We start from the raw sequence: 13,969 nt of genomic DNA on the forward strand, positions 1-13,969 counted from the left end.
TCCTGTCTTTCCGGACAGAATTGCGGTTTTTTCCGGTGTTTTTTCGTTATTGGCGCTGAGTGGGGCGATGGTGCTGTCACAACAGCGCGCAACGGCCTGGTTGCGCGCTATTGCTCGGGACGGGGTTGCTTCAGGATGGCGCGTTGCTGCGCCATCGCGGGGCTCAGGCCTTGGCTTCCTCGCGGCGGTAGGCGTAGGTGTCGGCGAAGCGCGAGAGCATGTAGGCGCTGCAGGATACCGCCGGGTACTTGGGCAGGTTATCGTTGCCCGAGCAGTTGGGAAGGCAACTGATTTCGGTGTCCGGGTGCGGCTCGGCGAAGAACGGCATCGAGTAGCGATCGACGCCCAGCGGGCTGATCACCCGGTGCGGAGTGGAGGTGTAACGGTCGTTGCTCCAGCGCGCCATCATGTCGCCAATGTTGACCACGTAGGTGCCCTCGATCGGCGGGGCGTCGATCCATTCGCCCGCCAGGTTCTGCACCTGCAAACCACCGGCATTGTCCTGATAGAGCAAGGTCACGCAGCCATAATCGGTGTGCGCGCCGGCGCCTTGCTGGTCGGCGCTGCTGGCGGTCTGGCGCGGCGGGTAGTGGATCATGCGGAACACGCTGATCGGGTCGGCGAAGCGTTGGTCGAAGAAGTCCTCCTCGATGCCCAGCGCCTCGGCCATGGCGCGCAACAGGGTCAGCGACAGTTCGTGCATGTCCTGGTAGTGCTGCTGCAACAGCGTCTCCCAACCGGAAATGTCCGGGTGACGGTTGGGGCCGCGCAGCGGTTTTTCCGCGAGCACGTCGGGATGCTCGGCGCTCATGTGGAAACCCATGTCGAAGGTTTCCTTGAGATCGCTCGGCCGGCTCGGGTCGAGTTGCTCGGTGGCGATGGCGCCGTAGCCGCGATGGTGGGCGCTGCGGGTGATGTCGATACGCAGTTTTTCTTCCGTCGGCCGGGCGAAGAAATCTACTGCGGTGGCGTTCAGTTCGGCGATGCGCGTGGCCGGGATCGGGTGCCCCTTGATGTAGTAGAAACCCCATTGGCGGCAGGCGGCGTCGATCTGCCGGGCCACGGCCTGGCGGGCGGCGGGGTCGTCCTGGTACAGCGGGGCGATATCGATGATCGGCAGGGTGTTCATGGTTGGCTCCAAGAAGTGCGGACCCCGGTGTCGGTGGGCGGGTCCGTGGTGCTGCGAGTCTTCTCGTACCCATGCAGCGAAGAGATCGGCGGGGCCGATCTTTTGCGCGGTTCTCCGGTGGGAGGGACGGCGGCACAGCCTTGAGGCGACGCACGATAGGCGCGGCGCGGTTGTAAAACGGACGGGAGCGACTGGCGTTCCCGTCCGGCGTTTGCAGCGGCGCTTACTTCGGCAGTTGCGCGGCGATGCCTTTGACGTAGTAGTTCATGCCCGCCAGCTCGGCGTTGCTGGCCACGGCGCCCTCCGCGATCTTGACCGCGCCGCTCTGGTCCAGGATCGGGCCGGTGAACGGGTGGAACGAGCCGTCCTTGATGCTGGCGATGATCTGCTCGGCTTCGCTTTTCACGTCGGCCGGGACCAGGTCGCTGATCGGCAGCTCGACCGTGCCTTCAGCCAGGCCGCCCCAGTAATCCTGGGATTTCCAGGTGCCGTCGATGACCGCCTGGGTGCTCTTGATGTAGTGCGGGCCCCAGTTGTTGACGATGGAGGTCAGCACGGCTTTCGGCCCGAAGTGCGCCATGTCCGAGGCGTAACCCACGGCATAGACACCACGGCGTTCGGCGGTCTGGATCGGTGCCGGGCTGTCGGTGTGCTGGAAGACCACGTCGACGCCCTGGTCGATTAGCGCGTTGGCAGCGTCAGCTTCCTTGCCCGGATCGAACCAGGAGTTGACCCACACCACCTTGATTTCGGTGCCGGGGTTGTACTTGTCCAGGGCCAGCTGGATGGCGTTGATATCGCGCAGCACTTCCGGGATCGGGAAGGAGGCGACGTAGCCGATCTTCTTGCTTTTGGTCATCTTCGCGGCGAGGAAACCGCCGACGTAGCGGCCCTCGTAGGACGTCGCCAGGTAGGTGCCGAGGTTCTTGTCCTGCTTGTAGCCGGTGGCGTGTTCGAAGGTCACTTTCGGGAACTGCTTGGCGACCTTGGCGGTGGGGTTCATGTAGCCGAACGAGGTGGCGAACACCAGGTCGTAGCCGCCCTTGGCCATGTTGCGGATCACCCGCTCGGCGTCAGCGCCTTCCGGCACGTTCTCGACGAAGCTGGTGTCGATCTTGTCGCCGAACTGCTTGATCAGCGCCTGGCGGCCCTGCTCGTGCTGATAGGTCCAGCCGTGGTCGCCGATCGGGCCGATGTAGACGAAGCCGACCTTCAATGGATCAGCGGCGGAGGCGGACAACGCGGTGCTCAGGCCGATGGCGGCGGCGAGGGTGCGCAGCAGGTTTTTGCTTTTCTTCTGATGCATCTGGGGTTGGCTCCTGTAGGTCTTTTATAGTGGCCGTGTCGGGCTTTTCCCTTACTGCAAAAAGCTGACCAAGCGGGCAAAAACCGGGTTTTTGCGGGGTGTGGCGGTTGGGATGTATCGGATCGGTTCTGGGATGGTGCGTGATGCTTTTCAGGTCGCCTTTTGCTGGTGCATCAGTGCTCCGCCTTCCACGGCTGCCCAAGGGAAACTGGCGCATACAGCCGGGTCTTGATCGCATCCCGCGACAGCACCACCAACACCAGGATGGTCGCCACATACGGCAGCATCGCCAGCAGGTTGGCCGGGAAGCTCACGCCGATGCCTTGGGCCACCAGGTGAAGGATGCTGGCCAGTCCAAACAGGTACGCGCCGAGCAGCACGCGGAACACGCGCCAGCTGGCGAAGACCACCAGCGCCAGGGCAATCCAGCCGCGTCCGGCGGTCATGTTTTCTGCCCACATCGGCGTGTAGGCCAGCGACAGGTAACCACCGGCCAGACCGGCCATGGCCCCACCGAACAACACCGCCAGGGTCCGCACCCGCAGCACCGGCAAGCCCATGGCGCTGGCGGCGTCGGGGTTCTCGCCGACGGCCTGGAGGATCAAGCCGATACGGCTTTTCAGCAGCACCCAGGCGATCAGTCCGAACAGGACGAAGGACAGGTAAACCAGCACATCCTGGTTGAACAGCATGTGGCCGATGATTGGCAGGTCGGACAGCAGCGGGATGGCTACCGGCTCGAAGCCGGTCAGCGGCTTGCCGACCCACGCCGCACCGACGAAGGACGACAGGCCGACACCGAAGATGGTCAGCGCCAGGCCAGTGGCAACCTGATTGGCCTGACAGCCGAGCGCCACCAGGGCGAATAGCGACGACAGCAGCATGCCGGCCAAGCAGGCCATTAGCACGCCAAGCCACAGATTGCCGGTGGCGAAGGCAGCGATAAAGCCGATCACCGCGCCGAACAGCATCATGCCTTCCTGGCCGAGGTTGAGTACGCCGCTCTTCTCGCACACCAGTTCGCCGAGGGCGACCAGCAGCAGCGGGGTGCCGCAGCGCACCATGGCGTAGAGAATGTTGCCAAACAGATCGAGATCCATAGTCGAAGCCTCAGGCTGCGCGCAGGCGGCGGCAGCCAAGCGAAAGAGTGAGTGGGGGCGTCAGGCGCTGGCCGTTTCAGCGAGCGCGGCGCGGCGACGGCGGTTCAGCTTCAGCCGTGGCGTGTAGAGGATCAGCACGTCGCAGGCGAGCAGGTAGAACAGCATCATTCCCTGGAACAGCCCGGTCAGTGATTGCGGCAGATTGAGGGTCATCTGCGCGTTCTCGCCGCCGAGGTAGAGCAGCGCCATGAGCAGGCCCGCAGCGAGGATGCCGAACGGATTGAGGCGACCGAGAAACGCCACGGTGATCGCCGCGTAGCCGTAGCCGGGCGACACCTGCGGCACCAGTTGGCCAATCGGCCCGGTGACTTCACTGACCCCGGCCAAGCCCGCCAGGCCACCGCTGATCAGCAGGGCCAGCCACACCAGACGCTTCTCGCGGAAACCGACGAAACCGGCAGCGCGCTGGTCCAGGCCGAGCACCTTGATCTGAAAGCCGAGGAAGCTCTTGTGCAGCAGCACCCACACCGCGACCAGCGCCAACAGCACGAAGTACAGGCCGATGTGTACGCGGCCGTCTTCGAACAGTGCCGGCAGGCGGCTGGCGTCGCCGAACATCGCCGACTGCGGGAAGCTGAAGCCGTCGGGGTCCTTGAGCGGGCCGTGGACGAAGAACAGCAGCAGGTTCAGGGCGATGTAGTTGAGCATGATGGTGGTGAGGATTTCGTTGGCGTTGAACCGCGTGCGCAGCCACGCCGCGAGCCCGCCCCACAAGGCGCCGGCGAGGCTGCCGGCGGCGAGCACCCAGAGCAGCGCCCAGCGGCTTTCCCAATCGATGAGGTGGATGGCCAGGGCGCTGCCGGCCAGTGCGCCCATCAGCAACTGGCCTTCGGCGCCGATGTTCCAGATGCGCGCCTGATACGCCACGGACAAGCCGAAGGCACAGAGCAGGATCGGCAGCGCCTTGAGCAGCAACTCGGAGATGCCGTAGAAGTCGCTGATCGGTTCGATCAGCAGGGTATGGAAAGTCTGCAGCGGATCGTGGCCCAGCGCGGCGAACAAGATCGCCCCGCTGATCAGGGTCAGCAGCCCGGCGAGCAACGGCGAAAGCAGAAGCATGGCGCGCGACTGCTGGGTACGGGGTTCGAGGGATAACAGCATGGTGGGCTCTCGTCAGGCGGCGTCTTGCGGGGCATCGAACTGGCCGGCCATCCAGCCGCCGACCTCCACGGGATGGGTGTCGGCGGTGGCCTTGAGCGGCGACAGGCGTCCGCTGCACAGGGCGCCGATCCGGTCGCTGATCTGGAACAGTTCATCGAGGTCTTCCGAGATCACCAGGATCGCCGCCCCGGCATCGCGCAGGGCAATCAGCGCGCGGTGGATCGCGGCGGCGGCTCCCACGTCGACGCCCCAGGTCGGGTGCGCGGCGACCAGTAACTTGGGATTCTGCAGGATCTCGCGACCGAGGATGAATTTCTGCAGGTTGCCACCGGACAGACTGCGCGCCGCAGTGTGAGCGTCCGGGGTTTTCACTGCGAAGCGCTGGATGATCTCTTCGGCCAGCGCCAGCACCTTGCCCGAGCGGATCAGGCCGCGGCTGACCAGCCCTTGTTGAAAGGCGGTGAGCAGGGCGTTGTCGGCCAGGCTCATGTCAGGCACGGCGCCGTGACCGAGGCGTTCGGCGGGAACGAACGCCAGGCCCAGGGCTCGGCGGGCGTCCGGGTACAGGTTAGCCATCGGCTGGTTGTCGAGGGTGACGCGCTCGCGTTCGTTGGCGGGCAGGCGCGTCTCGCCGCTGAGCAGCGCGAGCAGTTCGTCCTGGCCATTGCCGGCGACCCCGGCGATACCAACGATCTCGCCGCTGCGCACTTCCAGGCGCAGGTGCTCGAAGGACGTGCCGAACGGATCCTTGTTGCGCCAGCTCAGGTCGTCCACCCGCAGGCGCGGCAGGCCGCCGGCGGTCTTCGGGTAACTGGCCTCCAGCCCCTCCGCGTCACCGACCATCAGCCGCGCCAGTTCCAGGTCGCTGCAGCGGGCCGGCACGCAGTCGCCCGACACCCGGCCGCCGCGCAACACCGTGGCGCTGTGGCACAGAGCGCGGACTTCGCCGAGCTTGTGGCTGATGAACAGAATGCTGCAGCCCTCGGCGGCGAGGGCGCGCAGGGTGATGAACAGCTCATCGACCTCTTGCGGGGTGAGCACCGAGGTGGGCTCGTCGAGGATCAGCAGCTTGATGTCCTGCATCAGGCAGCGAACGATCTCCACCCGCTGGCGCTCGCCGATCGACAGGCTGTGCACCAGCCGTTCCGGCTCCAGACCCATGCCGTAACGCTGCGACACCTCACGGATGCGCGGCGCCAGTTGCTTCGGCGTACCGGCTTCGCGGCCCAGCGCCAAGGCGATGTTCTCCGCCACGGTCAGCGTCTCGAACAGCGAAAAATGCTGGAATACCATGCCGATGCCGAGACCGCGGGCTTGCGCCGGATCACGGACCTGAACCGGCCGGCCCTCCCAGAACACCTCGCCGGAGTCTGGCGCTGTGACACCGTAGATGATCTTCATCAGCGTGCTCTTGCCGGCACCGTTCTCGCCGAGCAAGGCATGGATTTCACCGGCGTCGATACGCAGATCAATGCGGTCGTTGGCCAGCGTGCCAGGGTAGCGTTTGGTGATGGCACGCAACTCCAGGCGCAGGGGGGATTCGGACATGGGACTGCTCGGTGGTGATTGTTTTGAACAGCTTCAAAGCAAAAACATGGCCAAGTGGTCAGATTATTTGTCGAGGCCCGTGTCAGAGGGCTTCGCGGAGGGGTGTCAGAAGATTCTTCTACGAGGAGGCGGGGCGGGTGTCTGGTTTTGGGGCGGGAGTGCGCTTCATGCTGGTGCGAAGCTGATACCTTTTGAACGGTGCCAATACCTTGCACACCAGCAGACAACTCGGGGGCTTTAACCATGACCACCCTTCGCAACATCGCACTGGCGATACTGCTCGGCATGCCGGTTCTTTCGCATGCCGAGTCGAGCGTCGAGGTCGGGTTTTCTCCGGAAGGCTCGGCGCGAAAACTGGTACTGGAAACCATCGGCAGCGCGAAGCACAGCATCCAGATGCTGGCCTACGCGTTTCAAGCCACCGACATAACGCAGGCGCTGGTGGATGCAAAGAACCGCGGCGTGGTGGTGCGCATCGTGGTCGACAAGAAACGAAACCTCGGTAAAACCAGCAAGGTCGCCATGAACTTCGTGACTTCAAATGGAATCGAATTGCGCACCAACGACCAGTTTCACCTCCACCACGACAAGACAATCATCGTTGATGGCCATACCGTCGAGACGGGGTCGTTCAACTATGCGGCGTCTGCCGAGGTTTCCAATTCGGAGAACGTGGTGGTGATTCGGGGGATGCCGGAGGTAGCGCGGAAATACAGTGCTCATTGGCAGTCGCGTTGGGATCTGGGGGAGCGGTATTCGGGGCGTTGAGTGGGCAGCACCCAGAAAAATCAGAATTTTCAGGCACAAAAAAGGCACTTGCGAGATTCGCGAAGTGCCTGATTTGTTTTGCGTTTGGTGGAGCCGGGGGGATTTGAACCCCCGTCCGCCAATGTTCCGCTGTCGGTACTACATGCTTAGCCGTGTCTACTGAGTTAATCCGCAGCCGCCCGACGGGCAGGGTGCTTTGGACGAGTTGTGTAAGTTTTAGCCGATTCGTCCACAACGTACTGCACGGCGATCCTGTTCTGTATGACAATCACTTCGGGTTTACAGGCATCCCCTAGTGATTGCTGGAGCCGAAGCTACCAGAAGAGCGGGCTCGGCTGCTTACGCAGCGAGAGCGTAGCCCTCGTAGTTTTCGTCATTGGCAACTATAGAAAGTTGCAACAGTGGATTTACGAGTTCTGTTACCAACTCGGCATGCACCTAGAGTTTCACTACCGGCGTCGAATCCTAATCGGCCCCAATTGTTGCTCTCTAGCTGAGCGCCTTTATCAAGCGCGTGAGGCGGAGTATACGCCATCATCCGGGCGACGTACACCATCGCCCGGACGCGCTGGCTCACTGGTTACCGCCGCCTTTGGTGCTGTCTTCCAGATCCTTCAGGGCCTTCGTGGTGAGGGCGATGCAGTCCTTGTCGTTGCCTGCCGCCTGGGCGGCGCGGGCGTCGTCGGTTTGTTCCTTGACTGACTTGACGAGGTCTTCCGAGGTCGCGCTGAGCGTGGTCACTTGGTCGTCGATTTTCTGCAGGTTCGCGGCACACAGGTCGTCCGCGGCAAACACAGGGGAGGCAAGCAGTGCGGCGCTCATGAACAGTCCGGTAATCACAGTACGCTTCATGTGAATCTCCTTGGCTGGGAAGGCCTCGGGAAGATGGGGCCTATCAGGATGGACTTCGCCGCTTGCCAGGGGTTCAGATGAATCTCGCGGCGGGCCGTTGACCGGTAACGGCCCGCCGCGATTGGCTCAGATCGCGCGAGCGCGGGTCACCCGGTCTACCAGATAGACCAGCCCGTGATAGTCGATCCCGCCATGGTTGGACAGGCCGATCTCACAGGTCCGGCTGGTGGAAATGCCTTCGCTGCAATACTGCACGGCATCCTTCAGGCTGCGCAGCGAGTGGGCGTTCAGTTCCGGTGTGGTGAAGCCCTTGTCGCCAGCAAACCCACAGCAATGAATACCTTCCGGAATCACCACGTCCTTGCTGCACATCCGCGCGAGGTCGATCAGTGCCTGGCTCTCGCCCAGGTGCTGGGTGCTGCAGGTCACATGCACGGCGATCGGGGCGTCCTGCGGCGTGAACTCAAGCTTGTCCAGCAGATGGGTGCGGATGAAGCGCACCGGGTCGTACATGTCCAGGCGAGTGTCGGCTAGGTCCTGCACCAGGCGCAGGGTGCACGGGCTGGTGTCGCAGTAGATCGGATCGAGGCCGCCACGGCTGGCATGCAGCAGGGCGCTGATCAGTTCCTGACGCTTGTGCTCGGCCTGTTCGGCGTAGCCTTTGGAGGCGAACGGCTGGCCGCAGCAGAGGCTGTCCTGGTTGTCTGGGAAGATCACCTGGTAGCCGGCTTTTTCCAGCAGGCCGCGGGTCTTGTCCAGCAGCGAGGTCTGTTCGCGATCCGCCGCCGCCGGGCCCATCACCCGCGACACGCATGCCGCCAGGTACACCACGCGAGGCCGGGCGTCATGGCTGGCGACACTCACCAGCGGATTCTTCAGCGGTTGCGGCATCGCCGGCGTCCACTGTGGCAGGCGGCCGTTGCTGACCTTGCTCAACGAGCGGCTGATGCGGCTCAGGCGCGGCGCGCCGAGCAGGCGGCGAGCGCCATTGGCGACCCGCAGGGTCAGCCGCGCGCCACTGAGGGCGGTGTGGAAATTCTCCGCCAGCCAGTCGGCGGTCTTGCCGTGATGGGCCACTTCACCGCGCAGTTTCTTCACCAGCTCGCCGGTGTTGATCCCGACCGGGCAACGCTGGGCGCAGAGCCCGGTGGCGGCGCAGGTATCGATGCCCTGGTACTGATAGTCGCGCTCCAGCGCCGCGGTATCTTCGCCGGCGCGCTTGCGCGCCTGAATGTCCCGCCACATGACGATGCGCTGACGCGGACTCAGGGTCAGCCCTTTGGACGGACAGACCGGTTCACAGAAACCGCACTCGATGCACTTGTCGACGATCTCGTCGGCGGCCGGCAACGGTTTCAGATTTTTCAGATGGATATCCGGGTCTTCGCTGAGCACCACATCCGGGTTGAGGATGCCGTTGGGGTCGAGCAGGCGCTTGAGCTTCCACATCAATTGGTAAGCGTCGTTGCCCCACTCCAGCTCCACGAACGGTGCCATGTTGCGCCCGGTGCCGTGCTCGGCCTTGAGCGAGCCGCCGAACTCCACGGCCACCAGTTGCGCCACGTCATCCATGAAGCCCTGGTAGCGCGCGACTTCCACGGCGCTGTTGAAACCCTGGGTGAAGACGAAGTGCAGGTTGCCTTCCAGCGCGTGGCCGAAAATGATCGCCTCGTCGTAACGGTGCTTGTCGAACAACTGGATCAGCCGGTTGACGCCCTCGGCCAACTGTTCGACGGGGAAGGTGACGTCTTCGATGATTACCGTGGTCCCGGTCTGACGCACTGCACCGACAGCGGGGAAGGTGTCTTTGCGAATTTTCCACAGCAGGTTGTACACCGCCGGGTCTTCGCTGAAGTCGACTTTCTGTTCCAGCGGGAACTCGGCGATAGAGGCCATGATCAGCCCCAGTTGCTCATGTAGCAGGCTCTGGCTGGCGGCGCGGGATTCGATCAGCAGGGCGCAGGCGTTGTCCGACAGCCCTTTCACCCATTCCGGCATGCCCGGTTTGTTTTGCACCGAGCGCAGGCTGCGACGGTCGAGCAATTCCACTGCCGAGACTGGCTGTTGCTTGAGCACGGTGACGGCCTTGCAGCAGCTTTCCACGGTCGGGAAGACGATCAGCGCAGACGCCTTGTGCGGGTGATCGACGACGGTGTCGTAGGTCACGGCGCTGATGAAGCCCAGCGTGCCTTCGGAGCCGACCAGCAGATGCTGCAGGATGTCGAGCGGCTGGTCGTAGTCCACCAACGCATTGAGGGACAGACCTGTGGTGTTCTTCAGTCGGTATTTATGCCGGATGCGGTCAGCCAGTTCGGTGTTGGCACGGGTCTCGCGGCCGAGGCGGGCGAGTTCGTTCAACAGGTCGGCGTGGCTGTTTTCGAAGGCGGCGACGCTGGCCGGATCTTCGCTGTCCAGGCGCGTGCCGTCGGCCAGCACCAGGCGCAGGCCAGCCAGGGTGTGATAGGTGTTCTGTGCGGTGCCGCAGCACATGCCGCTGGCGTTGTTGGCGACGATGCCGCCGATCTTGCAGGCGTTGATCGAGGCCGGGTCCGGGCCGATCTTGCGGCCGAACGGTGCCAGCCAGGCGTTGGCCTGGGCGCCGATGACCCCCGGTTGCAGGCGGATCTGCTCGCCCTGGCCGCGAATCTCGCGGCCGTTCCAGTTGTCGCCGAGAACGATCAGCACCGAATCGCTGATGGCCTGGCCGGACAGGCTGGTGCCGGCGGCGCGGAAGGTGACCGGGACGCGGTCGCGCTGGGCCAGGTGGATCAGGCCGACCACTTCGTCCTCGGATTCGACGCGCACCACCAGCTTGGGGATCAGCCGGTAGAAGCTGGCATCGGTGCCGAAGGCCAGGGTGGAGGTGGGGTCGTCGAAGCGGCGGTCGGCGGGAATCAGTCGCTCGGCGTCGCGCAGGAACGAGGCGGGCAGGCTCATGCAGTCTCCTCGCGGAGCCGCGGCGTCTGGCGCGCCGCGTGCCCCGGTCAATCAGGCGGTGTGGGGTGTGGGCGCGCTATCAGGCACCCAGTTCGCGGACCAGCGAGTCGCGAGTGATTTCGCTGATGGACTTGGCGCCCGTGAGCACCATGGCCACGCGCATTTCTTTCTCGAACAGGTCCAGCAGGTTGCGTACGCCAGCCTCGCCGTGGGTGGCCAGGGCATAGAGGAAGGCGCGGCCGATCATCACGGTGTCGGCACCGAGGGCGATCATGCGCACCACGTCCAGGCCGCTGCGGATACCGGAGTCGGCGAGGATGGTGATGTCACCCTTCACCGCGTCGGCGATGGCCGGCAGGGCGCGGGCGCTGGACAGCACGCCGTCGAGCTGGCGACCACCATGGTTCGACACGACGATGCCGTCGGCGCCGAATTTCACCGCGTCGCGGGCGTCGTCCGGATCGAGGATGCCTTTGATGATCATAGGGCCGTCCCAGAATTCGCGGATCCACTCCAGGTCTTTCCAAGAGATCGACGGGTCGAAGTTGTTACCCAGCCAACCGATGTAGTCGGCCAGACCGGTGGGGTTGCCACGGTATTTGGAGATGTTGCCCAGGTCATGCGGACGACCCAGCAGGCCGACATCGAGCGCCCATTGTGGGTGAGTCATGGCTTGCCAGACGCGGCGCAGCGGTGCGTTCGGGCCGCTCATGCCGGAGTGGGCATCGCGGTAGCGGGCGCCGGGAACCGGCATGTCGACGGTGAACACCAGGGTCTTCACGCCGGCAGCCTTGGCACGCTCCAGGGCGTTGCGCATGAAGCCGCGGTCCTTGAGCACGTAAAGCTGGAACCACATCGGCCGGTCGATGGCCGGGGCAACTTCTTCGATCGGGCAGACCGAGACCGTCGACATGGTGAAGGGAATGCCCTTGGCGGCGGCCGCGCGGGCAGCCTGGACTTCGCCGCGGCGAGCGTACATGCCGGTCAGGCCGACCGGGGCCAGCACGACCGGCATGTTCAGGGTTTCATCGAACAGCCGGGTTTGCAGGCTGAGTTCGGACATGTTCTTCAGAACGCGCTGACGCAGGGCGATGCTGGCCAGGTCTTCGACGTTGTGGCGCAGGGTGTATTCGGCGTAGGCGCCACCGTCGGCGTAATGGAACAGGAATGGCGGCAGCTTGCTCTGGGCTGCGGCGCGATAGTCGGTGGAGGCGGAAATGATCATGGGGTCTCGCAGCGTTTGTGTGAGAAGGCGGCTGCCGGGCACGCCGTGACGCGCCCGGCCCCTGTCACTTTAGTGGTGAACCAGCATGCCGGTCAGCCAGTAGGCCTGGATCAGGGTGATCAGGCCGACGATGGTGGCGAAGAACAGGCTGTGCTTGAGGGTGAAGCGGAACAGGTCCGATTCCTTGCCAACCAGGCCGGTGGCGGCGCAGGCCACGGCGATGGATTGCGGGGAAATCATCTTGCCGGTCACGCCGCCGCTGGTGTTCGCCGCGACCAGCAGGGTGTCGTTGACCCCGATCTGGTGGGCGGTGGTGGCTTGCAGCGAGCTGAACAGGGCGTTGGACGAGGTGTCCGAACCGGTCAGGAACACGCCAAGCCAGCCGAGGAACGGCGAGAAGAACGGGAACGCAGCGCCGGTGCCGGCCAGTACCAGAGCCATGGTCGACGACATGCCCGAGTAGTTGGTGACGAAGGCGAACGCCAGAACCATGCCGATGGACAGGATCGGCCAGCGCAGTTCGTAGAAGGTCTCTTTCAAAGTGGTCAGACCAGTTTTGAAATTGATCTTCAGGACGATCATCGACAGCAGCGCCGAGATGAAGATCGCGGTACCGGTGGCGGAAATCGGGTCGAGCTTGAACACCGCCGGCATGGCGGTTGGCGCGGGGACGATCGGAGCGGTCTTGATGACCAGTTGATCCAGGTGCGGGATGGCGAAGTTGAACACCCAGTTGTACATCGCGCCGCCAGAGGCGAACGCGGCCTTGAATGGCTTCAGGGTCCAGATGGTGACCAGCACGGTCAGAATCAGGAACGGCGACCAGGCCTTGAAGATTTCACCCAGGCTGTACGGCGTAGGTTGGCTACCGGTATTGACCACGGCGGCACCGACGCTGCCGGTGGCGGTCGTGAACGAGCGCTTGGGCTGCCAGACCTTCAGGAACAGGGTCAGGGAGATCAGGCTGGCGAGGGCCGAGGTGATGTCCGGCAGCTCTGGGCCAATGAAGTTCGAGGTGAAGTACTGGGTAACGGCGAAGCTCAGGCCGGCAACCAGGGCGGCAGGCCAGGTTTCCTTCACGCCGCGAAGGCCGTCCATCATGAACACCAGCCAGAACGGTACGAACAGCGACAACAGCGGCAGTTGACGACCGGTCATGGCGCCAATGTGGAACGCATCGATACCGGTGACCTGGCCCGCGACGATGATCGGGATACCCAGGGCGCCGAAGGCGACGGGTGCGGTGTTGGCGATCAGGCACAGACCGGCGGCGTACAGCGGGTTGAAGCCCAGGCCCACGAGCAGGGCGGCGGTGATGGCCACTGGCGCACCGAAGCCGGCCGCACCTTCAAGGAAGGCGCCGAAGCAGAAGCCGATCAGCAGCACTTGCAGGCGCTGGTCGTCGGTAATCGACAGCACCGAGCTGCGGATCACTTCGAACTGGCCACTCTTGACCGTCAGTTTGTACAGGAAGACCGCGGCGACGATGATCCAGGCAATGGGCCACAGACCATAGGCGAAGCCGTAACCGGCGGCAGCGAACGCCATGTCGGCAGGCATCTGGAAGGCGAAGATCGCTACCAGAATCGACAGGCCCAGCGTGATGCTGCCCGCAATGTGTCCCTTGAGACGGAACACGGCCAGCGCCAGGAAGAAGAAGACGATTGGAATGACCGCCGCCAGTGCGGACAGGCCGAGACTACCAAGCGGGCTATAGATTTGTTGCCATGTTTGCATGTTGGGTGGCCCCTAATTGTTGTTGGTCAGGCACTGGCATTGGTTAATTGGTAATACCAATTTACAATGTCGAGGCGCTAGGTTAAAAGCCTCGTTATAGGTGTGTCAATTTGTCCCGGCAAAACTTTCGTCTGATGCCGTCGGAAGGATCTGACTGAGTGGTAAGGAAACTTGCCAACTGAGTGGTGTGGCGGGTGGCCGGATAG

The 13,969-nt window shown here is 63.7% G+C and carries 10 protein-coding genes and 1 other RNA gene; 1 reads left to right on the forward strand and 10 read right to left on the reverse strand.

All coding sequences use genetic code 11. The features are described 5' to 3' along the window. Nucleotides 1-163: 163 nt before the first annotated feature. The 5 genes from HWV67_RS15910 to HWV67_RS15930 form a co-directional block, all read right to left on the reverse strand. Nucleotides 164-1,129, reverse strand: coding sequence for a 2-oxoglutarate and iron-dependent oxygenase domain-containing protein (locus tag HWV67_RS15910; RefSeq protein WP_175651971.1), 966 nt, complete (start codon nucleotides 1,127-1,129; stop codon nucleotides 164-166). A 223-nt stretch (nucleotides 1,130-1,352) separates the two neighbouring features. Then, nucleotides 1,353-2,435 (reverse strand): BMP family ABC transporter substrate-binding protein, encoded by a 1,083-nt coding sequence (locus HWV67_RS15915; RefSeq protein ID WP_175651972.1) that lies wholly within the window; start codon nucleotides 2,433-2,435, stop codon nucleotides 1,353-1,355. 173 nt (nucleotides 2,436-2,608) lie between these two features. Further along, nucleotides 2,609-3,535, reverse strand: coding sequence for an ABC transporter permease (locus tag HWV67_RS15920; protein ID WP_175651973.1), 927 nt, complete (start codon nucleotides 3,533-3,535; stop codon nucleotides 2,609-2,611). A 60-nt stretch (nucleotides 3,536-3,595) separates the two neighbouring features. Beyond that, complete coding sequence (locus HWV67_RS15925; protein WP_175651974.1) at nucleotides 3,596-4,696, reverse strand: ABC transporter permease; 1,101 nt, start codon at nucleotides 4,694-4,696, stop codon at nucleotides 3,596-3,598. 12 nt (nucleotides 4,697-4,708) lie between these two features. Further along, on the reverse strand, nucleotides 4,709-6,244 hold the full coding sequence (locus tag HWV67_RS15930) for an ABC transporter ATP-binding protein (RefSeq protein ID WP_110968978.1): 1,536 nt from the start codon (nucleotides 6,242-6,244) through the stop codon (nucleotides 4,709-4,711). A gap of 243 nt (nucleotides 6,245-6,487) precedes the next feature. On the opposite strand from HWV67_RS15930, the gene HWV67_RS15935 reads away from it, so the two are divergent. Continuing rightward, on the forward strand, nucleotides 6,488-7,012 hold the full coding sequence (locus tag HWV67_RS15935) for a phospholipase D family nuclease (protein ID WP_175651975.1): 525 nt from the start codon (nucleotides 6,488-6,490) through the stop codon (nucleotides 7,010-7,012). Nucleotides 7,013-7,097: 85 nt separating this feature from the next. Here HWV67_RS15935 and ssrA read toward each other — a convergent pair. From ssrA to HWV67_RS15960, 5 genes are all read right to left on the reverse strand, one after another. Next, nucleotides 7,098-7,489, reverse strand: a transfer-messenger RNA (tmRNA) gene (gene ssrA, locus HWV67_RS15940). A gap of 96 nt (nucleotides 7,490-7,585) precedes the next feature. Beyond that, nucleotides 7,586-7,864: a hypothetical protein gene (locus HWV67_RS15945; protein WP_175651976.1), complete on the reverse strand. Its 279-nt coding sequence runs from the start codon at nucleotides 7,862-7,864 to the stop codon at nucleotides 7,586-7,588. A gap of 126 nt (nucleotides 7,865-7,990) precedes the next feature. Next, the gene (locus HWV67_RS15950; protein WP_175651977.1) at nucleotides 7,991-10,801 is read right to left on the reverse strand and encodes an FAD-binding and (Fe-S)-binding domain-containing protein; all 2,811 of its coding nucleotides are present in this window, start codon (nucleotides 10,799-10,801) and stop codon (nucleotides 7,991-7,993) included. 79 nt (nucleotides 10,802-10,880) lie between these two features. After that, on the reverse strand, nucleotides 10,881-12,026 hold the full coding sequence (gene lldD, locus HWV67_RS15955; RefSeq protein ID WP_095159717.1) for an FMN-dependent L-lactate dehydrogenase LldD: 1,146 nt from the start codon (nucleotides 12,024-12,026) through the stop codon (nucleotides 10,881-10,883). 69 nt (nucleotides 12,027-12,095) lie between these two features. Further along, nucleotides 12,096-13,763, reverse strand: a complete 1,668-nt coding sequence (locus tag HWV67_RS15960; RefSeq protein ID WP_175651978.1) for a lactate permease LctP family transporter — start codon at nucleotides 13,761-13,763, stop codon at nucleotides 12,096-12,098. Between the last annotated feature and the right edge of the window lie 206 nt (nucleotides 13,764-13,969).

This window comes from Pseudomonas sp. Marseille-P9899, from assembly GCF_903166565.1.
GTDB lineage: Bacteria > Pseudomonadota > Gammaproteobacteria > Pseudomonadales > Pseudomonadaceae > Aquipseudomonas > Aquipseudomonas huaxiensis.